The sequence below is a fragment of the Mycobacterium shunyiense genome (assembly GCF_058270075.1).
On sequence record NZ_JBZDPU010000013.1, the window covers coordinates 207,237 to 228,768 of the forward strand.

At 67.0% G+C, this 21,532-nt stretch carries 23 protein-coding genes; 12 read left to right on the top strand and 11 right to left on the bottom strand.

Annotation, left to right across the window (positions count from 1 at the left end; translation table 11 throughout):
* Window positions 1-20: 20 nt before the first annotated feature.
* Both AC4ELH_RS10720 and AC4ELH_RS10725 read left to right on the top strand, forming a co-directional pair.
* Window positions 21-818, top strand: coding sequence for an SDR family NAD(P)-dependent oxidoreductase (locus AC4ELH_RS10720; RefSeq protein WP_498884428.1), 798 nt, complete (start codon window positions 21-23; stop codon window positions 816-818).
* The gene (locus AC4ELH_RS10725; protein WP_064960219.1) at window positions 818-1,591 is read left to right on the top strand and encodes a glucose 1-dehydrogenase; all 774 of its coding nucleotides are present in this window, start codon (window positions 818-820) and stop codon (window positions 1,589-1,591) included. Before AC4ELH_RS10720 ends, AC4ELH_RS10725 begins: the two co-directional genes overlap by 1 nt.
* Window positions 1,592-1,669: 78 nt before the next feature.
* Here the strand turns inward: AC4ELH_RS10725 and AC4ELH_RS10730 are convergent, their stop codons facing one another.
* The 4 genes from AC4ELH_RS10730 to AC4ELH_RS10745 all read right to left on the bottom strand — a co-directional run bounded on the left by AC4ELH_RS10730 (window position 1,670) and on the right by AC4ELH_RS10745 (window position 5,062).
* Window positions 1,670-2,722, bottom strand: a complete 1,053-nt coding sequence (locus tag AC4ELH_RS10730) for an alcohol dehydrogenase catalytic domain-containing protein (protein ID WP_448448537.1) — start codon at window positions 2,720-2,722, stop codon at window positions 1,670-1,672.
* Window positions 2,722-3,918: an LLM class flavin-dependent oxidoreductase gene (locus AC4ELH_RS10735; protein ID WP_448448538.1), complete on the bottom strand. Its 1,197-nt coding sequence runs from the start codon at window positions 3,916-3,918 to the stop codon at window positions 2,722-2,724. The genes AC4ELH_RS10730 and AC4ELH_RS10735 overlap by 1 nt, the downstream gene beginning before the upstream one ends.
* An 87-nt stretch (window positions 3,919-4,005) precedes the next feature.
* On the bottom strand, window positions 4,006-4,644 hold the full coding sequence (locus AC4ELH_RS10740; protein WP_064884438.1) for a TetR/AcrR family transcriptional regulator: 639 nt from the start codon (window positions 4,642-4,644) through the stop codon (window positions 4,006-4,008).
* Between the two features lie 43 nt (window positions 4,645-4,687).
* Window positions 4,688-5,062 carry a DUF952 domain-containing protein gene (locus tag AC4ELH_RS10745; protein ID WP_448448539.1) on the bottom strand — a complete coding sequence of 125 codons (375 nt, stop codon included), beginning with the start codon at window positions 5,060-5,062 and terminating at the stop codon, window positions 4,688-4,690.
* A gap of 159 nt (window positions 5,063-5,221) precedes the next feature.
* On the opposite strand from AC4ELH_RS10745, the gene AC4ELH_RS10750 reads away from it, so the two are divergent.
* Window positions 5,222-5,413, top strand: a complete 192-nt coding sequence (locus AC4ELH_RS10750; RefSeq protein WP_055113266.1) for a DUF7455 domain-containing protein — start codon at window positions 5,222-5,224, stop codon at window positions 5,411-5,413.
* A gap of 64 nt (window positions 5,414-5,477) precedes the next feature.
* A complete protein-coding gene (locus AC4ELH_RS10755; RefSeq protein WP_064960215.1) occupies window positions 5,478-6,476 on the top strand; it encodes a YihY/virulence factor BrkB family protein in 999 nt (332 codons plus the stop codon).
* Here AC4ELH_RS10755 and AC4ELH_RS10760 read toward each other — a convergent pair.
* Entirely contained in the window at window positions 6,466-6,702 is a 237-nt protein-coding gene (locus AC4ELH_RS10760; protein ID WP_055113262.1) for a DUF3039 domain-containing protein, read from the bottom strand. The two genes, AC4ELH_RS10755 and AC4ELH_RS10760, sit on opposite strands and share 11 nt — an antisense overlap.
* Before the next feature lie 77 nt (window positions 6,703-6,779).
* On the opposite strand from AC4ELH_RS10760, the gene AC4ELH_RS10765 reads away from it, so the two are divergent.
* The 3 genes from AC4ELH_RS10765 to AC4ELH_RS10775 all read left to right on the top strand — a co-directional run bounded on the left by AC4ELH_RS10765 (window position 6,780) and on the right by AC4ELH_RS10775 (window position 9,207).
* Complete coding sequence (locus tag AC4ELH_RS10765; protein ID WP_064960214.1) at window positions 6,780-7,208, top strand: DUF3099 domain-containing protein; 429 nt, start codon at window positions 6,780-6,782, stop codon at window positions 7,206-7,208.
* A 117-nt stretch (window positions 7,209-7,325) separates the two neighbouring features.
* Window positions 7,326-8,315: a sigma-70 family RNA polymerase sigma factor gene (locus AC4ELH_RS10770; RefSeq protein ID WP_264010495.1), complete on the top strand. Its 990-nt coding sequence runs from the start codon at window positions 7,326-7,328 to the stop codon at window positions 8,313-8,315.
* A 202-nt stretch (window positions 8,316-8,517) separates the two neighbouring features.
* A complete protein-coding gene (locus AC4ELH_RS10775; protein ID WP_019348280.1) occupies window positions 8,518-9,207 on the top strand; it encodes an iron-dependent transcriptional repressor DtxR in 690 nt (229 codons plus the stop codon).
* Window positions 9,208-9,211: 4 nt separating this feature from the next.
* Here the strand turns inward: AC4ELH_RS10775 and AC4ELH_RS10780 are convergent, their stop codons facing one another.
* Window positions 9,212-10,279: a DUF4192 domain-containing protein gene (locus AC4ELH_RS10780; RefSeq protein ID WP_448448540.1), complete on the bottom strand. Its 1,068-nt coding sequence runs from the start codon at window positions 10,277-10,279 to the stop codon at window positions 9,212-9,214.
* A 171-nt stretch (window positions 10,280-10,450) separates the two neighbouring features.
* Here AC4ELH_RS10780 and sthA point away from each other — a divergent pair, with 171 nt between their 5' ends.
* Window positions 10,451-11,857, top strand: coding sequence for a Si-specific NAD(P)(+) transhydrogenase (gene sthA, locus AC4ELH_RS10785; RefSeq protein WP_498884467.1), 1,407 nt, complete (start codon window positions 10,451-10,453; stop codon window positions 11,855-11,857).
* Here the strand turns inward: sthA and AC4ELH_RS10790 are convergent.
* On the bottom strand, window positions 11,851-12,675 hold the full coding sequence (locus tag AC4ELH_RS10790) for a trypsin-like serine peptidase (RefSeq protein WP_448448541.1): 825 nt from the start codon (window positions 12,673-12,675) through the stop codon (window positions 11,851-11,853). The two genes, sthA and AC4ELH_RS10790, sit on opposite strands and share 7 nt — an antisense overlap.
* A 171-nt stretch (window positions 12,676-12,846) precedes the next feature.
* On the opposite strand from AC4ELH_RS10790, the gene AC4ELH_RS10795 reads away from it, so the two are divergent.
* The 3 genes from AC4ELH_RS10795 (at window position 12,847) to AC4ELH_RS10805 (ending at window position 15,686) form a co-directional block, all read left to right on the top strand.
* A complete protein-coding gene (locus AC4ELH_RS10795) occupies window positions 12,847-13,872 on the top strand; it encodes a proteasome assembly chaperone family protein (protein WP_064935798.1) in 1,026 nt (341 codons plus the stop codon).
* 36 nt (window positions 13,873-13,908) lie between these two features.
* A complete protein-coding gene (locus tag AC4ELH_RS10800) occupies window positions 13,909-14,931 on the top strand; it encodes an alpha/beta fold hydrolase (protein WP_064884426.1) in 1,023 nt (340 codons plus the stop codon).
* A gap of 77 nt (window positions 14,932-15,008) precedes the next feature.
* Window positions 15,009-15,686, top strand: a complete 678-nt coding sequence (locus tag AC4ELH_RS10805; RefSeq protein ID WP_064960211.1) for a PhzF family phenazine biosynthesis protein — start codon at window positions 15,009-15,011, stop codon at window positions 15,684-15,686.
* A gap of 5 nt (window positions 15,687-15,691) precedes the next feature.
* Here the strand turns inward: AC4ELH_RS10805 and nrdR are convergent, their stop codons facing one another.
* Both nrdR and AC4ELH_RS10815 read right to left on the bottom strand, forming a co-directional pair.
* On the bottom strand, window positions 15,692-16,147 hold the full coding sequence (gene nrdR, locus AC4ELH_RS10810; RefSeq protein WP_019348288.1) for a transcriptional regulator NrdR: 456 nt from the start codon (window positions 16,145-16,147) through the stop codon (window positions 15,692-15,694).
* A 164-nt stretch (window positions 16,148-16,311) separates the two neighbouring features.
* Entirely contained in the window at window positions 16,312-16,857 is a 546-nt protein-coding gene (locus tag AC4ELH_RS10815) for a LysM peptidoglycan-binding domain-containing protein (RefSeq protein WP_110777467.1), read from the bottom strand.
* 242 nt (window positions 16,858-17,099) lie between these two features.
* Between AC4ELH_RS10815 and lexA the strand changes: the two genes are divergently transcribed.
* Window positions 17,100-17,822, top strand: a complete 723-nt coding sequence (lexA, locus tag AC4ELH_RS10820; protein ID WP_064884422.1) for a transcriptional repressor LexA — start codon at window positions 17,100-17,102, stop codon at window positions 17,820-17,822.
* Between the two features lie 47 nt (window positions 17,823-17,869).
* Here the strand turns inward: lexA and AC4ELH_RS10825 are convergent, their stop codons facing one another.
* Window positions 17,870-20,173, bottom strand: a complete 2,304-nt coding sequence (locus tag AC4ELH_RS10825) for an LGFP repeat-containing protein (protein ID WP_498884436.1) — start codon at window positions 20,171-20,173, stop codon at window positions 17,870-17,872.
* Between the two features lie 188 nt (window positions 20,174-20,361).
* Window positions 20,362-21,522 (bottom strand): acyl-CoA dehydrogenase family protein, encoded by a 1,161-nt coding sequence (locus tag AC4ELH_RS10830; RefSeq protein ID WP_055113240.1) that lies wholly within the window; start codon window positions 21,520-21,522, stop codon window positions 20,362-20,364.
* Between the last annotated feature and the right edge of the window lie 10 nt (window positions 21,523-21,532).

The following is a 21,532-nucleotide window of genomic DNA, read 5'->3' on the forward strand; positions in this document are numbered from 1 at the left end:
AAACCACTGAAAGGCAACCCATGAAGCTGAGGAACTCCCGCGCTCTGGTCACCGGCGCGAGCCGCGGCCTGGGCAAGAGCATCGCCGAGGTGCTGGCCGCGCGCGGTGTCGACGTCGCCGTGGTGGCCCGTGACGCCGAAGCGCTCAACCTGCTCGTCAAGGAGATCGGCGGCAAGGCCTACCCCACCGACCTGGGTGACCCGGCGGCCGTGGAGGGACTGCTGGACCGGGTCGAGGCCGACGGGCCGGTGGACATCGTGATCAACAACGCCGGTATCGACCACGTCGGCCGGTTCCATCAGGTCAGTCCCGAGCAGATCCGTAACCTGCTTCAGGTCAATCTGGCTGCGCCGATGGACATCTGCCGCCAGGCGATACCCCGCATGGTCCAGCGCGGGCGGGGCCACATCGTCAACGTCTCGTCGATGGGTGCGATTTCGCAGGGGCCGGGACTGACCCTGTACGGCACGTCGAAGGCCGGGCTGAGCCACTTCACCGCGGGCATCCGCGGCGAGCTGCGGGGCAAACCGGTCGGCACCACGCTGGTCCAGGTCGGCGAGGTCAAGACCGACATGATCGACCACATCCGCGCATTCGGTCCGGCGCGGCGCACCATCGAGCGGTCGATCCGGTGGCGGATGATTCCGCGCGACCAGTTGGACCCGGAGGTGGTTTCCGCGGCGATCGCCGATGCCATCGAAAACAACCGTCGCCACGTCGTCCTGCCGCGCAATATCGTCCCGATGGCAAAGTTCACCGAATTCCCCCGCCGCGTCTCCGAACTCATGCTGACCGGCATCGACCAGGACAACGACTGATGCCCGGCGTGGACCTGACCGGCAAGGTCGCGATCGTCACCGGCGCCGCCCGCGGGCAGGGCGAGGCCGAGGCGCGGCTGTTCGCCGCGCTGGGCGCCAAGGTGGTGCTGACCGATCTCCTCGTCGCCGACGGTCAGCAGGTCGCCGAGTCCATCGGCGCCGCCGCCCGCTTCGTCCGCCACGATGTCGGCAACGAAACTGACTGGCGCACAGCGGTCGACACCGCTGTGCGCGAATTCGGCCGCGTCGACGTTCTGGTCAACAACGCCGCCATCTGCAAAGTGGTGCCGCTGGCCGAGCAGGACACCGCCGGGTTCGAGCAGATGCTGCGGGTCAATCTCATCGGCGCCTTCCTCGGCATGCAGGCCGTCACCGAGCCGATGCAGGCCGCGGGCGGCGGTTCGATCGTGAACATCTCGTCGCAGGCGGGTGTGCAGGGGCTGGCCGGCTACACCGCCTACGGTGCCTCCAAGTGGGGCCTGCGCGGGATGTCGAAGGTCGCGGCAATCGAGCTGGGCCCGTTGGGTATTCGGGTCAACACCGTCTATCCCGGCATGATCGACACCCCGATGATCGCTCATCTCGAGGTGGAACGCGGGCCGGGCGGCCATCCCGGTGCGCCGCTGACCCGCGTGGGCACGCCCGAGGAGGTCGCCGAGGTCGTCGCCTTCCTGGCCTCGGATGCGTCGTCGTACATCACCGGCGCGGATCTGACCGTCGACGGTGGCGCCAGCGCGGGCCGGATCCCCGTCACCCCGGTCCACACCAACTGAGAGTCGCCCCTCGCCGACCGGCATACCCGGCAGCCGAAAGTGTCCCCCGGACACCGCGGCTGACCGGGTCGCCGCATCTCACTTCCCCGGCAGCACCAGGATCTTGACGTGCGCCTCGGGGTCACGCAGCGACTCGAACGCGCCGCCCAGTCCGTCGAGGCCGACCCGCCCCGTGATGATCGCCTCGGCATCGATCTCACCTGCGGCCAGCCGTGCCAGCACCTTCTCGTAGGCCTGGTCGTAGGGGCCGTGACCGAAATTGATGGCGATCTGCCGCATCTGCGCGACCACCGGGATGATGGTCTCCTCGGCGAACGGCGAGGCCACCACCTGGATGCGCGAACCCCACGGCAGCGTGTGGGTCAGCGTGTTCAGGGTGCCGACGCGCCCGCTGCACTCGTACGCGATCAGGAGACCGCCACCGGTCTTGCCGCTGCCCAGCAGCTCGTTGTACAGCGCGATCGGATCCCGCTCGCCGGGGTCGACGACGATGTCGGCACCCATCTTCGCGGCGAGCTCGCGGCGCTTGGGTGACGGCTCCGACGCGATGACGGTGTGCGCGCCGGCCGCCTTGGCGGCCAGGATCGTGCCCAGACCGATCGATCCGCATCCGATCACCAGAGCGGTGTCCGCGGGCGTCAGACCCGACTGCTGCATGTGCATCTCGCCGACATGCAGCGGCTCGGCCAGAGCGGCGTGCTCCAGCGACAGGCCGTCGGGCACGTGCCGGACCCAGAAGGCGTCGACGACGATGAATTCGCCGAAGGCCCCGTGGTATCGGTTCGAGTAGCCGATGATCGTCGGCATCCCGCTGCCCTGCTCGGTGGTGATGCCGAGCCCGGTCACCCGGTCCCCCTCGGTGAAATCCTCGACGCCCGGGCCGGTTTCGACGACGGTGCCGGACCACTCGTGACCGAGAACCACCGGACGGGTGGCGTCGAACACCGCGAACGGATAGCCCGCACCGGCGGCCACCTCGACAAACCGGCACGGATCCTTGGACATGCTCAGGTCACTGCCGCAGATGCCGCACGCGGCCACCTTGATGCGCAGTTGCCCGGACCCGGTGGCGGGCGGTTCGGTGACATCGGTGACGGTGAACTGACCGTCGAAGTACTCCGCGGCGCGCATTACGCCCCCTGCCCGGCGAGCTGCTCGGCAGGCTGGCCGTAATAGTCGGTGTGCGCCTTGGTGATTGCGCCGATCAGGCCGCCCAGCAGGTATTCGCTGTTGTCCTCGGCGAACTGCATGCTGGCCTGTCTGCCGGCGTTGCGGTTCTTGAAGTGCGGCACGACCTCTGACGCGAACAGCTCGTAACTGCGCTTGGTGTCCTCCCAACTCGCCATGTCCACATGCATGATCAGAAGGGTGCCGAACCCGCCGGTCTTGTCGATGAGGCGCTCGATCTGAGCGATCGCATCCTCCGGGGTACCGATGATGACCTGACCGAACTCGCCCAGATTGTCGGCGCGCCACTGGTTGATGATGCCCTCGGGCGTCTGCGCCCAATCGGGATTGATGCCCTGTTGCCGGTTGACGTACTCGGCGATGGCATGGATCCGGCGGCTGACGGCCCGCTCGGCTTCGGCCCGGGTCTCGGCGATGAACATCGGATTGACCAGGCGCCAGGTGGAGCGGTCTGCCTGATACCCGTTCTCGGCCGAAACCTTCTCGTATACACCCCAGTTGCGGTCGAGTACGTCGAACCCGCTGGGTGAGCTGGCGGCCAGTGACAGCAGGGACAATCCGTGCGTGCCGGCGAGCACCGATCCGTTCGGCGAGATGGTCGAGGCGGTCGCCACCTCGATGCCGGCCGGATCGTAGGTCGGCAGCTGGGCTCGCGCGTCGCGCAGGGTGAACCAGTCGGTCTCCATGTTGACGACCTCACCGCGCAGCAGTCGCAGCACCGCCTCCAGTGCCTCGCCCTGCATGCGGCGCTGGTCGATCGGGTTGATCCCCATCATGTGTGCGTCCAGCGGGATCTTGCCCGGCCCGGTGCCGACGATCAGCCGGCCACGGGTCTGCAGATCGAGCTGGGTGATGCGGTCCGCGGTGACCAGCGGGTGGTGGTACGGCAGCGACATCACGCCCGTCCCGAACCGGAGGCGCTCGGTGCGCTCGGCGGCTGCCGCGATGAAAACATCTGGTGCAGGGACGATTTCAGATCCGGTCGAGTGATGCTCACCCATCCAGGCCTCGTCGAAACCGAGGTGGTCGAGATGCTCCATCAGGTCGATGTCGCGGCGCAGCTGCAGGGCCGGGTCGGCGTTGAGTGGGTGATAGGGCGCAAGGAATGCCCCGAACTTGATCGAACTCGAATTCCACATGCCGGGCACGTTATCTGGATCGACTGATTGGATCAAATGATCCAGAAATTTGGGCCCGCGAAGGCCCGCCGGTACCGCACTGATGGGTCAGGTTCCGAGCAGCCGATCGACCCCGCCGACGACGAACCGCACCAGGTCTTCGTAGAAGTCCCGCAGTTCGGTCTCGTCCAGACGGTTCCCGTTACGGCGCCATCCGTCGGCCCGACTCAGCGCCTGGATGAAGTTCATGATCGAGATGGCCCAGCGCAACTCCAGGCGCGACGGGTCCGAATCGGGGAACGCCCGCTGAACCTGAGCGAAGAGTTCGTCGGGCAGGTGCTGCTCGGTTTCGAGCATCACCGGATGGTTCTCCTGTGAGATCTGAGCGATGATCTTGATCCACCGCATCCCCCGGACCCGGTGGCGGAGCAACAGTTTCAGATACGGCTCGGTGACCGCGCGGACAAGGGCGTCAGTAGCCGGCGCGCTCGGCTCGGCCGCCAGTGCCGCCACGTTGGCCGCGATCTCGTCGCGTACCGGCGCGCCGATGTCGGTGAGCACCGCGCGCAGCAGGTCGTCCTTGGAGCCGAAGTGATAGTGCACCGAGGCCGCGCCGAGTCCCGCGGCCGCGTTGACCGCCCGCACCGACACGGCGTCCACCCCCTGGGCGGCGAACAGCCGTTCGGCAGCCTTCACCAGGCGCAGCCGGGTGGCCGCGCCCTGCCGGTTCTGGGCGGCGACAGACACCCGACGAGCATGTCACGTGGCGTATGAGGTGCCGAGCTGCGCTCTACGCCGACGGCGTGTCGTCGGTCAGCGGCGCGAACCGCCCGTCGCCGTCGGGCGCATAGGTCGTGGTGGTCATCACAGCGTCCACGGGCAGCGGACCGTACAGATGCGGGAACAACATCGCGTCGGGGTCCGTCGAAACTCCGGGTTCCCAGCGCACCGGGTCGGTCAACTTCGCCGGATCGATGTGCAGCAGCACCAGGTCGCGCCGTCCGGAGTAGAGCCGGTTGGCCGGCAGATGCACCTGCTCAGGCGCCGACAGGTGAACGAAGCCCTGCAGGCCCAGCGAGTCCGGACGGTGCTCACCGCTACGCTGGGCCGTCAGCCAATCCTCGACACTGCACAAGTGAACCAGGACACGCGGGGATGGATGCATATCGTCAGCTTGCCGGGCCAGCAACACGGGGGCCAAGTGAGACACGACACACCGGTGAACCCTTGGGGAACAAGGCCGGAATCCAAAACGTCTGACAGAGTAGACATACGCAATCGAGGCGCCTTTGCCGAGATGCGCAGAGCAGAAGACGGAGGAGCCATGAACGCAACTCTGACAAGCCCGGAGCTAACCAGAGCCGATCGCTGCGATCGTTGCGGTGCGGCCGCACGCGTGCGCGCGAAGCTGCCCTCGGGGGCCGAGTTGCTCTTCTGCCAGCACCACGCGAACGAACACGAAGCAAAGCTGGTTGAGCTGGCCGCAGTGCTGGAGACCAGCGCGGCAGACGCCTGACCGCCAACAGCCGGCACCACCCGCCTGGGCAGGAGCACGTTTCGTCAGTAATGCTTGACTGGTCATGACTGGCCAGCCGCTTCCAGTACCACCATCACGCCACCACATCTGGCACCTCACTCGACGCACGTTGTCGAAGAGCTGGGACGATTCCATCTTCTCGGAATCGGCACAGGCGGCGTTCTGGTGCGCGTTGTCACTGCCTCCCCTGCTACTGGGGATGCTCGGCAGCCTGGCCTATATCGCACCATTGTTCGGGCCGGACACCCTGCCGACAATTCAGGATCAGCTGATCAACGCGGCGAACAGCTTCTTCTCCCCCAACGTCGTCAACGAGATCATCGAACCGACGATCCGCGACATCGTCCGGGGCGCCCGCGGCGAGGTGGTGTCGGTGGGTTTCGTGATCTCGCTGTGGGCCGGGTCGTCGGCGGTGTCTGCGTTCGTGGACTCCATCGTGGAGGCCCACGATCAGACACCGCTGCGGCATCCGGTGCGGCAACGCTTCTACGCGTTGGGCCTGTACGTAGTCATGCTCGTCTCTGCCATCGGGATAGCGCCGCTGCTGGCGCTCGGGCCGCGGGCGGTCTCCGAGCACATTCCGGACAGTCTGGACAACGCGCTGCGCTACGGCTACTACCCGGCGCTGTTCCTCGCGGTGTTCGTGGGGGTGACTGTGCTGTACCGGGTCTCGTTGCCCGCTCCGATCCCGACGCACCGCCTGGTGCTGGGCGCGGTACTGGCCACGGTGGTGTTCCTGGTCGCCACGTTCGGGCTGCGGATCTACCTGACCTGGATCACGAGCACCGGCTACACCTACGGTGCACTGGCCACGCCGATCGCGTTCCTGCTGTTCGCATTCTTCCTGGGTTTCGCCATCATGCTCGGCGCCGAACTGAATGCGGCGATCCAAGAGGAGTGGCCGGCGTCGGACACGCACGCCAGGAGGCTGCGGGAATGGCTGGAGGAAAAAGCCCTCAACGGCTCCAACAATGGCGAGACCCAGGCGCCGGCAGGAACGCCCGCGCCCGAGCCGGCTGAACCGCCGCCGCCTACTTCTTGAGCGATTCGTAGATCTTCTTGCAATCCGGGCACACCGGAGAGCCCGGCTTGGCCGACTTGGTCACCGGGAACACCTCGCCGCACAGCGCGACCACATGCGTGCCCATGACCGCACTTTCGGCGATCTTGTTTTTCTTGACGTAATGGAAGAACTTGGGGCTGTCGTCGTCGGTCCCGTCGTCGACGCGTTCGTCGGTGTCCGGGCGCTCGATGGTCTGGGTCTGCATAGTTTTATTGTGCCTGGCTGCGGGGCATTGGGAAATCCGCATGCCACGACCCGGTCCGGGTGTGGAACAGTAGAGGTATGAAACAAAGCCACGAGCTGAGTTTCGACGACGATTTCGGCGACGATTTCGGCAAGGAAGCCCGCCCGGTTCTCATCACCAAAGCCGCACCTGCCTACGAAGTGCAGCACCGCCAACGCGTCCGCAAGTATCTGACGCTGATGGCCTTCCGCATCCCGGCGCTCATCCTCGCCGCGGTCGCCTACAACATCTGGCAGAACGGGCTCATCTCGCTCGCGATCATCGTGGCGTCGATACCGCTGCCCTGGATGGCCGTGCTGATCGCCAACGACCGACCCCCGCGTAGCGCCGAGGAGCCGCGGCGGTATGCCGGGCGCGGCGAGCGGATCCCACTGTTCCCCACCGCAGAGCGGCCGGCGTTACAGAAGGACCCGTTTACGCCACCGCAACCGGACGCAGCGCGGACCGACGGCGATGAGCCCAGCTGAGCGGCTTCTTTAGCCATTCTCAGGACATTCTCAGGTCGGTTCGGAAAAACCGCAGCTCAACGGGCATGAATCCGACGGTCGGCGGGAACTCTCATGGGGTCTACGACGTTGTAGATCATGACAGTTCGAGCTGATCAGGAGGCCGTCATGGCAAATGCCACCACAAGCCGCGTCGACAGTGATCTGGATGCCCAGAGCCCTGCCGCCGACCTCGTGCGCGTGTATCTGAACGGCATTGGCAAAACGGCGTTGCTCAACGCCGCCGATGAGGTAGAACTCGCAAAGCGCATCGAGGCGGGCTTGTACGCCCAGCACGTGCTGAACACCAAGAAGCGCCTGGGCGAGAACCGGAAGCGTGATCTGGCCACCGTCGTCCGTGACGGTGAGGCAGCACGGCGGCACCTGCTGGAGGCCAACCTCCGCCTGGTGGTGTCGCTGGCCAAGCGCTACACCGGTCGCGGCATGCCGCTGCTGGATCTGATCCAGGAAGGGAACCTGGGCCTGATCCGCGCGATGGAGAAGTTCGACTACACCAAGGGCTTCAAGTTCTCCACGTATGCCACCTGGTGGATCCGGCAGGCCATCACCCGCGGGATGGCGGACCAGAGCCGCACCATCCGGCTCCCGGTCCACCTGGTCGAGCAGGTCAACAAACTGGCCCGGATCAAGCGCGAGATGCACCAGAACCTGGGCCGCGAGGCCACCGACGAGGAACTGGCCGAAGAGTCCGGTATCCCCGTCGAGAAGATCAACGACCTGCTGGAGCACAGCCGCGACCCGGTGAGCCTGGACATGCCCGTCGGCACCGACGAGGAAGCCCCGCTGGGCGACTTCATCGAGGACTCCGAGGCGATGTCGGCCGAGAACGCGGTCATCTCCGAACTGCTGCACACCGATATCCGCCACGTGCTGGCCACGCTCGACGAGCGTGAGCAGCAGGTGATCCGGCTGCGGTTCGGCCTCGACGACGGCCAGCCCCGCACCCTGGATCAGATCGGCAAGCTGTTCGGTCTCTCCCGCGAGCGGGTCCGCCAGATCGAGCGTGAGGTCATGGCCAAGCTCCGCAACGGCGAGCGTGCGGACCGACTCCGCTCCTACGCCAGCTAGTCCCTCCGCCAGATGTGCCCCGTCGGTTTCCGGCGGGGCACGTCGCACATCTGGGCTGTTTCGGGCCTCGCCGGGCGGTTCCGGGCCCATGTCCTGGGGTTTTGCCCCACGCTGTGAGGTGCCCGACGCCCCGATGTTGCGCCGCAGTTCAAGAGCCGGAAACGGTAGACTGAGCCGTGACGTTTGGGCTGGGAAGGCGCGCATGAACGATCTGGTCGACACCACCGAGATGTACCTGCGGACGATCTACGACCTCGAGGAAGAGGGCGTGGTGCCGTTGCGCGCCCGCATCGCCGAACGGCTCGACCAAAGCGGACCGACGGTAAGCCAGACGGTGTCACGCATGGAACGCGACGGTTTGCTGCACGTCGCCGGCGACCGCCACCTGGAGCTGACCGACAAGGGCCGCGCTCTGGCGGTTGCCGTGATGCGCAAGCACCGTTTGGCCGAAAGGCTGCTCGTCGACGTGATCGGGCTGCCGTGGGAGGACGTCCACGCCGAAGCCTGCCGCTGGGAGCACGTGATGAGCGAAGACGTGGAGCGGCGCCTGGTGCAGGTGCTCGACAACCCCACGACCTCGCCGTTCGGCAACCCCATCCCGGGGCTGTCCGACCTCGGTGTCGGCGCGACGGGCTACGACGATGTCAGCCTGGTCCGGCTCACCGAACTTCCGGTCGGGTTGCCGGTTGCCGTGGTGGTCCGCCAACTCACCGAACATGTTCAGGGCGACACCGAACTCATCGGTCGACTCAAGGATGCCGGCGTGGTGCCGAATGCGAGGGTCACCGTCGAGGCCAACGATCACGGCGGCGTGATGATCGTGATCCCGGGGCACGAGCAGGTCGAGTTGCCCCATCACATGGCCCACGCGGTCCGCGTGGAGAAGGTCTAGCCACTCAACCGGCCCTGCGGCGCCACGTCCGCCGCCGCGGCAGTTGCACGCCGAGCTGTTCGGCCAGCCGATAACCGGTGACCGCCAGCTCCCGGATGCGCTCCGGCCGCATGCCCGCTTGTAGCGCGGTATCGAGCATGCCCGCCATCCGGTGCGTCGGCCGTGCGTCCAGCGCGGCATCGAGCGATGCCCCGGCCAGCGGCCCGTCCCCCCGCGCATACGCCGAGAAGGCCAGCAGAACAAGCGCTTCGGCGCGCCAGGGATCGGGCAGATTGCGGGCCAACAGCGCCCACAACGCTTCGGCCTGCTCCGCGCACTCCCCGACCGCCAGCGCATAGAGCGTGTCGCGGACCCTCGGATCGGCCAACCCGACGGCCAACCGCGCCAACTCGGTGCTGCCGGGCGCGTCGCCCTCGGCCAACTGCACCGCTGCCCGCATCGCGGCCTCGACGTCCCCACGCACCTCGTCGTCGGGCCGGGCGTCCGGGCGTCCCGGCCGCTGCGCCGCGAGCTCCAATGGCCGTTTCATCGACGCGGCGGCCACGGGGTCCGGCCGGATCACCCGAAGTAGCTCGTCACGGCTGCCGTAGAGACGCCGACCGTCGAGCACCGCGGCTGCCGCCAGTGGTGACGCGCCCGGGTCGTCCACGTATCCCTCTGCGCCACAACCGTCGGCGCAGTGCCAGAACCCCCCGGCAGCCACCTTGTCCACCACATGCGCGGCGTAGAGCTCGATGCCGTCCGCACCCAGCGCCTCGTCCAGCTCCGCCGCGAGGTCGCGGTAGCGGTCATCGCACGCCAGGCAGTCCCGGCTGTGGTCGTCCACGACCACAGCGATCACGGCGTCCGCGCCGGCGTTCGCCGCGAGGTCGACCAGGTGTGCCACGCGGCCGGACATGTCGTCGGCCAGATCGGCGCGCATGACGCAGCCCAACTCGCCCCGGTCGATGGTGACGAGCACGAGGCTGCGGTGCGGGACGAAGCCGAGCACCGCGGGCAGCGCGGCGATCAGCGCACCGGGGCGGTTGAGGTGGAAGTCGAACCCGGGCGAAGAAGACGATGGTGTAGTCATGGCCCGACCGTGCCAACCAGCGCCGTCACGGGCCGCCGCACGAACCGGGCGCCCACGCCCGGTTGGGGATGGACGCTGCGCTGTGGATAACCCGTTTGTTCACTCGGTATTCGGCGGCAGCCACATGCGCCGGTTCGGCCACCCCGCGTAGACAGTTGACCCATGGGTTCGATGCAGGAGTATGACCTCGTCGTCATCGGTTCGGGTCCCGGGGGCCAACGCGCCGCAATCGCCGCAGCGAAACTCGGCAAGACCGTTGCGGTGATCGAGCGGGGCATGATGCTCGGCGGAGTCTGCGTCAACACCGGCACCATTCCGTCCAAGACGTTGCGTGAGGCCGTCGTCTACCTGACCGGCATGAGTCAGCGCGAACTCTACGGCGCGAGCTACCGCGTCAAGGAGAAGATCACCCCCGCCGATCTGCTGTCACGCACCCAGCACGTCATCGGCAAGGAGATCGACGTCGTACGGTCCCAGCTGATGCGCAACCGCATCGAGCTGTACACCGGGCACGGCCGATTCTCCGACGAGCACACGATCCTCGTCGAGGATCCCACCCGCGCTGAATTGGTCACTGTCCGTGGCCGTTTCATCGTGATCGCCACCGGGACCAAACCGGCCAGGCCGGCCGGGGTCACGTTCGACGAGGCACGCGTGCTCGATTCCGACGGCATCCTCAATCTCGCGACCCTGCCCACCTCGATGGTGGTGGTCGGCGCCGGGGTCATCGGCATCGAGTACGCCTCGATGTTCGCCGCGCTGGGCACCAAGGTCACCGTGGTGGAGAAACGCGCCGACATGCTGGAGTTCTGCGATCCCGAGATCATCGAGTCGCTGCGCTTCCACCTCCGCGACCTCGCGGTGACGTTCCGGTTCGGCGAAGAGGTGACCGCCGTCGACATCGGCACTTCGGGCACGGTGACCACCCTGGCCAGTGGCAAGCAGATCCCCGCCGAGACCGTGATGTACTCGGCCGGACGCCAGGGCCAGACCGATCACCTCGATCTGGCGAACGCCGGCCTGGAGGCAGACTCCCGCGGCCGCATCTACGTCGACGACAACTTCACCACCAAGGTGGACCACATCTACGCGGTCGGCGACGTCATCGGATTCCCGGCGCTGGCCGCGACGTCCATGGAGCAGGGACGGTTGGCCGCCTACCACGCCTTCGGCGAACCCACCAAGGCCATGATGAGCCTGCAGCCGATCGGCATCTACTCGATTCCTGAGGTGTCGTTCGTCGGGGCCACCGAGGTCGATCTGACCAAGGATTCGATTCCGTATGAGGTCGGCGTATCCCGGTATCGCGAACTGGCGCGCGGGCAGATCGCCGGTGATTCCTACGGGATGCTGAAACTGCTCGTGTCCACCGAGGATCTGCGGCTACTGGGGGTGCACATCTTCGGTACCAACGCCACCGAGATGGTCCACATCGGACAGGCCGTGATGGGTTGCGGCGGCACCGTCGATTACCTCGTCGACGCGGTGTTCAACTATCCGACGTTCTCGGAGGCCTACAAGGTCGCGGCGCTCGACGTGATGAACAAACTGCGCGCGCTCAACCAGTTCCGCTACTGACAGTCCGATTCGAGTGCCGCGGGCGCGGCGTCGCCGGGGCCGTCGGCCTCAGCGCGGACGAGCAGACGCGCGATCCGGTCATCGAAGCGCGGTGAGTAGGACACGTCGTCGTCGCAGCCGCCGCCGTCGAGTCCGCCGACCAACCCGGTCACCGTCGATCCCGAAACCCACGGGGCACCGCTGAAACCATCGGTCACGCCCGCACAGGCCAGGGCCGGGAATCCCTGCAGTGACGACTCGGTCGCGCCTCGGCACGCCATCGGACTGCCGCCCTCACCCATCGGGTAACCGGTCACCGTCACCGGGCTTCCCGCCGCCGGCGCCGACCCCAGGGTCAGCCCGCCGCCGGACTCGGCCAGCAGCCTGGCGGTGGAATCCCCGGTCACCCGCACGATCGCATAGTCGGCCTGAGGATCCTGGTTGGCGAGCCAGCGCGAGTCCAGATACACGCTGCTCACGTGCCAGGCGTCACCGGCGCCCGCGCCGAAACCTGGGACGAACGTGGTGTCGACACCGTCGAGTAGGCAATGCGCGGCCGTCAGTATGAGGTCCGCCGTCGGGGTGGCCAGCACCGACCCGCTACAGGTGTGCGTCGTGGTATCGCCCAGGAAAAGCGCCCCCACCCGACGATCCGGCGTCACCGACTCGACCCCGGCCTGCGACAACGCGCTGGCCGCAGCCGGCGTGCTGCTCGGGGGGACGGTCGTGAGGTTGGCTGCCGCGCCACCGGCGGTGGGGCCCGGAACGGTGCACGCCGCCGCCCCGGCCGCCGTCAGGGCAGCCGCGACTGTGAACTTCGCCATCCGGGTCACGCGCATCATCACGATTTTGCCTGATCGCGCGGAGAACTGCCGGAATGCGACCACCAGCCGGGCGCGTTCGAACGCACATGCGGGGCGGAACGAACCCGCAGTACGGGTATGCGGGACACTGGAAGATACGGCGGTGGGCCGTCACAGCGTCCTACCGCAGCGAGGAGACGAAGCGAGATGACCGACACCAGCGACACCCCCGATCAGCACTACCAGCCCGACCAGAGCGGCATGTACGAGCTTGAGTTCCCGGCCCCGCAGTTGTCGTCTTCGGATGGACGCGGCCCGGTGCTGATCCATGCGCTGGAGGGGTTCTCCGATGCCGGCCACGCGATCCGCCTGGCCGCCGAGCATCTCAAGGACACGCTCGATACCGAGCTGGTGGCCTCCTTCGCCATCGACGAGCTGCTCGACTACCGGTCGCGCCGGCCGCTGATGACATTCAAGACCGACCACTTCACCAGCTACGAGGAACCCGAGCTGAACCTGTACGCGCTGCACGACGGCGTGGGCACGCCGTTCCTGCTGCTGGCCGGCCTGGAGCCGGACCTGCGGTGGGAGCGGTTCATCACCGCGGTGCGGCTGCTCGCCGAACAGCTCGGGGTCCGCCGGGTGATCGGCCTCGGCACCATCCCGATGGCGGTGCCCCACACGCGCCCCGTCATGCTCACCGCGCACGCGAACGACAAGGAGCTGATCGCCGACCACACCCCGTGGGTCGGCGAAGTCCAGGTCCCGGCCAGCGTTTCCAACCTGTTGGAGTTCCGCATGGCCCAGCATGGGCACGAGGTGGTGGGGTACACCGTGCACGTCCCGCACTACCTGGCCCAGACGGCCTACCCACCGGCTGCCGAGGCGCTGCTGGCCGAGGTGGCCCGGACCGGTTCGCTACAACTGCCGTTGGAGAAACTTTCCGAGGCCGGAGCCGAGGTATACAGCAAGATCAACGAGCAGGTAGAGGCCAGCGAAGAGGTGGCTCAGGTGGTGACCGGGTTGGAGCGCCAGTACGATGCGTTCGTTGCCGCACAGGAGAATCGGTCTCTGCTGGCGCGTGACGAGGAACTGCCCAGCGGTGATGAGCTGGGAGCCGAGTTCGAACGGTTCCTCGCCCAGCAGACCGGTGACAAGCACAAAGACGACAGGTACAAAGACGGACGGGACGGCTTCGGCGACGGCTTCCCGAACGGCGACAACCACTCATAACAGCCCGACGCCGGGCCGAGGGCGAGGTTGACCAGCATGACCGAACGCAAACCCCATCTGCGGACCGTTCGCGAGCTCACACCGACGCTCGAGTACCGCACGATCCACGGATACCGACGGGCCTTCCGCGTGGCCGGATCCGGGCCGGCGATCCTGCTGATCCACGGCATCGGCGACAACTCCACCACCTGGCACACCGTGCAATCGGCGCTGGCCCAGCGGTTCACCGTGATCGCCCCCGATCTGCTCGGCCACGGCAGCTCCGACAAGCCGCGTGCGGACTATTCGGTCGCGGCGTACGCCAACGGCATGCGCGACCTACTCAGCGTGCTCGACATCGACCGGGTGACCGTGGTCGGTCATTCACTGGGCGGTGGCGTGGCGATGCAGTTCGCCTACCAGTTCCCGCAGTTGGTGGACCGGCTCATCCTCGTGGGCTCCGGCGGCGTCACGAAGGATGTCAACGTGGCGCTGCGGGTGGCCTCCCTCCCGATGGGCAGTGAGGCGCTGGCCCTCCTGCGATTGCCCCTGGTGCTGCCGGCCCTACAACTGGCCGGTCGGGCCGCGGGCACGGTACTGGGCTCAACCGGTCTCGGCCACGACATCCCGGACATGCTGCGCATCCTGGCGGATCTGCCGGAACCGACGGCATCGTCGGCGTTCGCCCGGACCCTGCGCGCCGTCGTGGACTGGCGCGGCCAGGTGGTGACGATGCTGGACCGCTGTTACCTGACCGAATCGGTTCCGGTCCAGTTGATCTGGGGTCAAAGCGATTCGGTCATCCCCGTCAGCCACGCCCACATGGCACACGCCGCAATGCCCGGTTCCCAGTTGGAGATTTTCTCTGGATCCGGGCATTTTCCGTTCCACGACGATCCCGACCGCTTCGTCGAGGTGGTCGAACGCTTCATCGACACGACCGAACCGTCGGTGTACGACCAGGACCGGCTCCGCAGCCTGCTGCGCAGCGGGCGGACAGAAGCGACGATGAGCGGGCCCTTCGACACTCAGATCGCGGTGCTCGACGCAATGGACGCCGACGAGCGCAGCGCCACCTGACCCGCTCCCCCAGCCGGGTCGGACAGTCCCGCGAAGAGCCCGAGATGCGGCCCTGAGATGCGACGTAGCATCGGGGCATGGCCATCGACGTCACCGTGTTACGCGTATTCACCGATCCGGACGGCAAGTACGGCAATCCGCTCGGCGTGGTCGACAACAGCACCGTCGCCCCCGCCGACCGTCAGCGGATCGCCACCGAATTGGGTTACAGCGAAACGGTATTCATCGACCTTCCCCAGCCGGGCGCCAACTCCGCCGGTGCCCACATCTTCACCCCGGTCGCCGAGCTGCCGTTCGCAGGACACCCAACGGTCGGCGCATCGTGGTGGCTGCGCGAAAAGGGCTTGCCGGTCAACACATTGCGGGTGCCCGCCGGGATTCTTCCGGTCGAGTACGAGGATGATCGCGCCATTGTCAATGCCCGCTCGGAATGGGCCCCGGAATTCGCCATCTACGACCTGGCCACGGTCGACGAGGTGCTCGCCGCAGACCCCGACGATTTCGATGATGCCTACCTGTGGGCCTGGAGCGACGAAGCGCGCGGCACGTTGCGATCCCGGTCGTTCGCCTCACACCTGGGGATTCCCGAAGACGAGGCCACGGGGTCGGCGGCGGTGCGGATGACCGACTATCTCAGCCGGGACCTCACGATCATCCAGGGGAAAGGTTCGGTGATCGAGACCCGCTGGAGTCCGGAAGGCTGGGTCCGTTTGGCCGGCCGCGTCGTCAACGACGGCACAACCCAACTGGACTGAATGAATTACGCCTCGGCGCGATGCGCCCGCAGGGCCTCGATTTCGCGCTCGAAGTCCTCGGCTGAGGAGAATGACCGGTACACCGAGGCGAACCTCAGATAGGCGACCTCGTCCAGTTCGCGGAGCGGTCCGAGGATCGCCAGGCCGACCTCATGGCTGGGGATCTCCGGCGTGCCGAGGCCGCGGACCGCGTCCTCGACCTTCTGCGCCAAGACATTGAGCGCGTCGTCGTCGACCTGCCTGCCCTGACAGGACCGGCGCACTCCGCGGATGACCTTCTCCCGGCTGAACGGTTCGGTCACCCCGCTGCGCTTCACCACAGCCAGCACCGCGGTCTCCACAGTGGTGAACCGACGTCCACACTCCGGGCACGACCGCCGGCGTCGGATGGCCTGTCCCTCGTCGGTCTCGCGGGAATCGACCACACGCGAATCAGGATGACGACAGAACGGACAATGCATTACCGCTCCTTCGTCATGCCGCCGGACAAGTAGTTCGAGCGCCCTTGAGCGTACCCGCGATGCCCTAGGCAGACTCACCGCCGGGTCCAGTGGCATGTAGGTGCTCACGCCGACACCGGCCAGTGATGCTGCCTGCCAGGACGATTCAGCGGACATTGCGCTGCTCAGCCAACCGGCGCGAGCAGTGTCTGCCCGGCGTCGACCGCGGCGGAGTCGAGTTGGTTGAGGTCACGAATCTGCTCGACGACCCGGGCCACCGGAGCATCCGGGGCGACCCGGCGTGCCACTTGCTGCAGCGACTCCCCCGACTTCACCTGGACCACCGCGAGTTCGGCCGGCTGCGGGTTCTCCGCCCCCATTACCCCGCCGAGTTGCGCCACCAGGCCGAGCCACACCGTGATACCGGCGGCGACCAGGGCCAGTAACACCGTGGTCAGCGGAGTGATGGGCCGACTGCGGTGCGACGCCCGCGACATCAGCACACCGGTTCCGCGGTAGTGGACCGTGCCGGCGGCGGGTCGGGCGTGGCCCGGGCGCTGCACCCGCTGCACCCGGCGCACCGGCCGGGCCACACCGGTACCGAAGGTGGCGCTGCCCCTGGTACCCGCAGCACCTGCGGCACCCCTGGCACGGGCCCGCTGCGGTGAGGACTGCGGCACGGCCCGAACAGCACGGGAGCGGCTATCGGCGGGGATATCGATGATCGCCATCTGACTGCCTTTCGGTGGACTCTTTCGCTCTTGTGTTCGAACATACTCGCTCAGGTGTTCGATTGATAGAACATGTGATCGAACTGTTGCCAAACGATAGAACAGGGCACCGACAAGTTCCGGCCACCGACCGCGGGGACGGCCCCGAACTGCCACCCTGTGCGCTCCACCAGCAGACACGCCCACAACACGCCTCGAACACATGTTTGATTAATGTTCGATCAGGGACTACATTCGGCCCCATGAGCGACGACCGCAGCAGGGACGGCAACACGGAAAGCCCGGCCGGATCGGACGGCGCGGGCCCACGCCGGGCCGAGGGCGGCCTCACCGACCGGCAACGCACCATTCTCGACGTGATCCGCGCGTCGGTGACCACTCGCGGTTACCCGCCCAGCATCCGCGAGATCGGCGATGCGGTCGGACTGACCTCGACCTCGTCGGTCGCCCACCAGTTGCGCACCCTGGAACGCAAGGGCTACCTGCGCCGCGATCCCAACCGCCCGCGCGCCGTCGATGTGCGCGCCGCCGACGATCCGACGGCCGCAGCACTGGTGTCCACCGACGTGGCCGGCTCCGACGCACTACCCGAGCCGACGTTCGTGCCGGTGCTCGGGCGTATCGCCGCAGGCGGCCCCATCCTGGCCGAACAGGCCGTCGAGGACGTCTTCCCGCTGCCCCGCGAATTGGTCGGCGAGGGCTCACTGTTCCTGCTCAAGGTCGTCGGCGACTCGATGGTCGATGCCGCCATCTGTGACGGCGACTGGGTGGTGGTACGCCAGCAGAGCGTGGCCGACAACGGCGACATCGTGGCAGCCATGATCGACGGCGAGGCCACCGTCAAGACGTTCAAGCGCACCCGCGGTCAGGTGTGGTTGATGCCGCACAACCCTGCATACGACCCGATCCCGGGCAACGACGCAGCGGTGCTCGGCAAGGTCGTCACCGTAATTCGCAAGATCTGACCGGGTGAGGGGCCCCGCCGCACCTGACGGCCGCCGGGCCCGCTTCCTCAGTCCGTCCGCACGAACCCGTTCGTGCGGGCGAATTCCTCACTGGCGAACCAGATTTCGGCTACTGCGTCGTCGTACTCGGCGCTGTCGGGTGCCCAGTACCGTCCGGACTTCGTGTCCGCCTTGATCGGATAACCCTCCGGCGCGCGGTAAGGGTCCTCCAACGGCAGATGGATGGCGGTGGCACTGGGTATCTCGTCGAGCTCGATGGCGGCGTGGCGCCCGCTGTGCGCCTCGCTGCTGTAGGCCTCGGCCTCGGTGATGACGCGGGTCGGCGCGGTGTCGACGTTGTCCTGATCGCTCGGCACTGCCAGGCCACCCAGGCCCGCGAAACCCTGCGCCTCACGCACTCCGCCTACCGGACCGGGCATAGACCCGGTATCCGCCAGGTCCTCGTCCACGAGTTCCGCCTCGATGTCGTCGACATCGTCGCCCTCGGCGACCTCTTCGAAGACGGCATCAATGGGTGTATCGAGATCCTCGTCGTCGAAGTCGTCGTCCTCGAAGTCGTCATCTTCATAGTCGTCATCGAAGTCGTCATCGTCGCCGAAGTCGTCGAAACCCTGCTCCCCGACCAACCGCGAGGAATCCTCCGGCGGTTCCTCCTCCCTGCCCGGCGCCCCGTACCCACTGGCCGATCCGTGCGGAGCGGCCCATTGACTGACCGGAATGGCGATATCGGTGGGGCCGTCGTACGGAGATGCCGCGCCTGATGATTCCTCGCCGGGCCCGGCAAACCGTGCCGTCGCGGCGTCGCCGTACGCGGCGCTCGGCCCGTAGCCGTTGGCCGCGTCGGAGTCACCGCCGTCGCGGTACTCATCGTGGTCGTACCCACGCGAACCGTAGCGCGCGTCGTCATATCGACCCTCGTCGTAGGACGAATCGCCCGGTCCGCCGTCGTAGTCGTCGTCGAACGGATCGTGGTCGAAGTCGTCATCGCCACCGGCGCGCCGACGGTGCCACAGCGCGGCCCCCACGATCAACCCGGCGAGCAGCACGACCGGGATCACCGCGATCAGCCACCACCAGCTCCAATGCCAGGAGAACGGCTTCTTGCTGTCCGCGTCGGAGGGCTGCGGACCGGCCGCCGGGGTCTGGTCGAGTCCAGGAACCTGCAGCCCGCTCAATTCGGAGGCGAGTTTCGACGGCTCGGTGGTGAACTTGTTGGCGTCGCGGTCCCACGAGATCGCTCCCCCGCTGAACCGCTGACTGATGACACCGCCGTCTTCGGTCTGGTCGGCCATCGGGGCGCCCAGCGCTCCCTTCGCCCCGCCGAGCTTCTCCCAGGCCGCGTTCATCGCGCCCCGCACGATCACCGCGCCGTAGTCGGGAGTCCAGAAGATGACGGGGTTGTCGGCCGCGGCGAAGGTGCTGATCCGGCTGTTGGGTCCCAATCCGCCCTCGGACTCGCCGGCGGTCGGGAAACCCAGATCGCCTTCCGGGCCACCGACGCTTTCATACTTTTCGAGCAGCTGGCCGGTGATGGCGTTGGCGCCGGTGGCAGGGCTGTAGAAGATCTTGCCGCCGGCGTACTTCTGGCCGAATCCACCGTCGCCGATCGGATACTGGTCGCCGTCCTTGGCTCCCAGCGGTCCCATCACCCCGCCCGCCTCGCGGCGCGCGGCGGCGATCGCCGAGGCGGGATCCGACGGCACGTCCAGACCGGCGAGCTGATCGGCCAGTTCGGGCGGCACCGTGGTGAACGCCTTGGTCTTGCGGTTCCAGGAGATCTCGCCGCCGGTGAACTTCTGGGAGATCACGTCGCCGTCGAACGTCTCGTCGTCCGCGGGGACGCCGAGCACTCCCGCGGAGCCGCCGAGCTTGTCCCATGCGGCGTTGATGGCGCCCCGCACCACCCGGGCACCGGTGGACGGAGTCCAGAAGATGACCGGGTTGTCAGGCGCACTCAACGTCGAGTTACGGCTGTCCGCGGCACGTCCAGCGCCCTCGTCGATGGTGGGGAATCCCATGTCACCGTCGGCCGGACCGCCCAGCGACTCGTACTTGTCCAGGATTGCGCCCTGCATGAAGTGCGCGCCGGTTGCCGGGGTGAAGAACATCTTGCCGCCGGAGAAGTTCTGCGCGAAGCCAGAACCCACCGCGTACACGCCGCCCTGCCGCGGCCCGAGCGGGCCACCGTCTCCACCGTTGGCCTCCCAAGCGGCGGTGACCGCGGCGTCGGCATCCGACTCCGGGGTGGCCGAAGCCACCGCCGGCACCACCAAAGCAGCGACTACGAGTGCGAGCAGGCCGACCGCCAACCGCCACACGGCCGCGTTCAGCCTCGCTCCCGGCCTAGTCATGCGCCCTCCCCGCTCGTTCGGCAAAGTTTCCTTAGAAATGTCCCGCCCGGACAACTTTGCGTCAGCACGTGACGATAACCAACTAACGTGGCCGATCATGACCAAAAAAGGCCCAATATCTGGGTCCGAAGACCCAGATTTGGGCTTTTTTGGACGAGTACCGGATAAATCGGCGGCCGATCGGCCCGCTAGACGCCCAGCCCGCGACCGATGATCTCCTTCATGATCTCGGTCGTGCCGCCGTAAATCGTCTGGACTCGGGCATCCAGGTAGGCCCGCGCAACCGGGTACTCACGCATGTAGCCGTAGCCGCCGTGCAGCTGCAGGCAGCGGTCGATGAGCTCCACCTGCTTCTCGGTCGAGTACCACTTGGCCATCGCCGCCTGCTCCACGGTGAGCTTCTCGTCGAGGTGCAACCGGATGAACTCGTCGACCATCATCCGGACCACGGTGGCCTCGGTGGCCAGTTCGGCCAGCAGGAACCGGCTGTTCTGGAAACTGCCGATCGGCTTGCCGAACGCCTTGCGCTCCTTGGTGTACTGCACGGTCTGCTCCAGCACCGCCTCCATCGCCGCGGCGGCCATGATCGCGATCGAGATGCGCTCCTGCGGCAGGTTCTGCATCAGGTAGACGAAACCCTGACCTTCCTCGCCGAGCAGGTTCTCGACGGGCACCTTGACGTCGGTGAACGACAGCTCGGCGGTGTCCTGGGCATCCAGGCCGATCTTGTCCAGGTGGCGGCCCCGCTCGAAGCCCTCCATACCGCGCTCAACCACCAGCAGGGAGAAGCCGAGAGCGCCCTTCTCGGGGTCGGTCTGGGCGACGACGATCACCAGATCGGAGTTGATGCCGTTGGTGATGAAGGTCTTGGACCCGTTGAGGACGTAGTGGTCACCGTCGCGCACCGCACGGGTCTTGATGCCCTGCAGGTCGCTACCGGTGCCCGGTTCGGTCATTGCGATCGCCGTGATCAATTCGCCCGTGCAGAACTTGGGCAGCCAACGCTGCTTCTGCTCCTCGTTGGCCAGCCGGAGCAGGTACGGCGCGACGACGTCGTTGTGCAGGCTGAAGCCGATGCCGCTGTAGCGACCGGCGACGGTCTCCTCACAGACGATCGTGTTGTACCGGAAGTCGTCGTTGCCGCCGCCGCCGTACTCCTCGGGCACCGCCATCCCGAGAAAGCCCTGCTTGCCCGCCTCGAGCCAGACCCCGCGGTCGACGATCTTGTCCTTCTCCCACTGGTCGTGGAACGGCGCGACGTGCTTGTCCAGGAACGCCCGGTACGACTCGCGGAACAAGTCGTGCTCGGGCTCGAACAACGTGCGGTCGTACTTCACAACACTGCCCATGGTGTGACCT

What these genes read in the sequence shown, in the direction of transcription:
- AC4ELH_RS10720 (WP_498884428.1), top strand. Translation starts at nt 21, where the DNA reads ATGAAGCTGAGGAACTCCCGCGCTCTGGTCACCGGCGCGAGCCGCGGC.
- AC4ELH_RS10725 (WP_064960219.1), top strand. Translation starts at nt 818, where the DNA reads ATGCCCGGCGTGGACCTGACCGGCAAGGTCGCGATCGTCACCGGCGCC.
- AC4ELH_RS10730 (WP_448448537.1), bottom strand. Translation starts at nt 2,722, where the DNA reads ATGCGCGCCGCGGAGTACTTCGACGGTCAGTTCACCGTCACCGATGTC.
- AC4ELH_RS10735 (WP_448448538.1), bottom strand. Translation starts at nt 3,918, where the DNA reads ATGTGGAATTCGAGTTCGATCAAGTTCGGGGCATTCCTTGCGCCCTAT.
- AC4ELH_RS10745 (WP_448448539.1), bottom strand. Translation starts at nt 5,062, where the DNA reads ATGCATCCATCCCCGCGTGTCCTGGTTCACTTGTGCAGTGTCGAGGAT.
- AC4ELH_RS10750 (WP_055113266.1), top strand. Translation starts at nt 5,222, where the DNA reads ATGAACGCAACTCTGACAAGCCCGGAGCTAACCAGAGCCGATCGCTGC.
- AC4ELH_RS10755 (WP_064960215.1), top strand. Translation starts at nt 5,478, where the DNA reads ATGACTGGCCAGCCGCTTCCAGTACCACCATCACGCCACCACATCTGG.
- AC4ELH_RS10760 (WP_055113262.1), bottom strand. Translation starts at nt 6,702, where the DNA reads ATGCAGACCCAGACCATCGAGCGCCCGGACACCGACGAACGCGTCGAC.
- AC4ELH_RS10765 (WP_064960214.1), top strand. Translation starts at nt 6,780, where the DNA reads ATGAAACAAAGCCACGAGCTGAGTTTCGACGACGATTTCGGCGACGAT.
- AC4ELH_RS10770 (WP_264010495.1), top strand. Translation starts at nt 7,326, where the DNA reads ATGACAGTTCGAGCTGATCAGGAGGCCGTCATGGCAAATGCCACCACA.
- AC4ELH_RS10775 (WP_019348280.1), top strand. Translation starts at nt 8,518, where the DNA reads ATGAACGATCTGGTCGACACCACCGAGATGTACCTGCGGACGATCTAC.
- AC4ELH_RS10780 (WP_448448540.1), bottom strand. Translation starts at nt 10,279, where the DNA reads ATGACTACACCATCGTCTTCTTCGCCCGGGTTCGACTTCCACCTCAAC.
- sthA (WP_498884467.1), top strand. Translation starts at nt 10,451, where the DNA reads ATGCAGGAGTATGACCTCGTCGTCATCGGTTCGGGTCCCGGGGGCCAA.
- AC4ELH_RS10790 (WP_448448541.1), bottom strand. Translation starts at nt 12,675, where the DNA reads ATGCGCGTGACCCGGATGGCGAAGTTCACAGTCGCGGCTGCCCTGACG.
- AC4ELH_RS10795 (WP_064935798.1), top strand. Translation starts at nt 12,847, where the DNA reads ATGACCGACACCAGCGACACCCCCGATCAGCACTACCAGCCCGACCAG.
- AC4ELH_RS10800 (WP_064884426.1), top strand. Translation starts at nt 13,909, where the DNA reads ATGACCGAACGCAAACCCCATCTGCGGACCGTTCGCGAGCTCACACCG.
- AC4ELH_RS10805 (WP_064960211.1), top strand. Translation starts at nt 15,009, where the DNA reads ATGGCCATCGACGTCACCGTGTTACGCGTATTCACCGATCCGGACGGC.
- nrdR (WP_019348288.1), bottom strand. Translation starts at nt 16,147, where the DNA reads ATGCATTGTCCGTTCTGTCGTCATCCTGATTCGCGTGTGGTCGATTCC.
- AC4ELH_RS10815 (WP_110777467.1), bottom strand. Translation starts at nt 16,857, where the DNA reads ATGGCGATCATCGATATCCCCGCCGATAGCCGCTCCCGTGCTGTTCGG.
- lexA (WP_064884422.1), top strand. Translation starts at nt 17,100, where the DNA reads ATGAGCGACGACCGCAGCAGGGACGGCAACACGGAAAGCCCGGCCGGA.
- AC4ELH_RS10825 (WP_498884436.1), bottom strand. Translation starts at nt 20,173, where the DNA reads ATGACTAGGCCGGGAGCGAGGCTGAACGCGGCCGTGTGGCGGTTGGCG.
- AC4ELH_RS10830 (WP_055113240.1), bottom strand. Translation starts at nt 21,522, where the DNA reads ATGGGCAGTGTTGTGAAGTACGACCGCACGTTGTTCGAGCCCGAGCAC.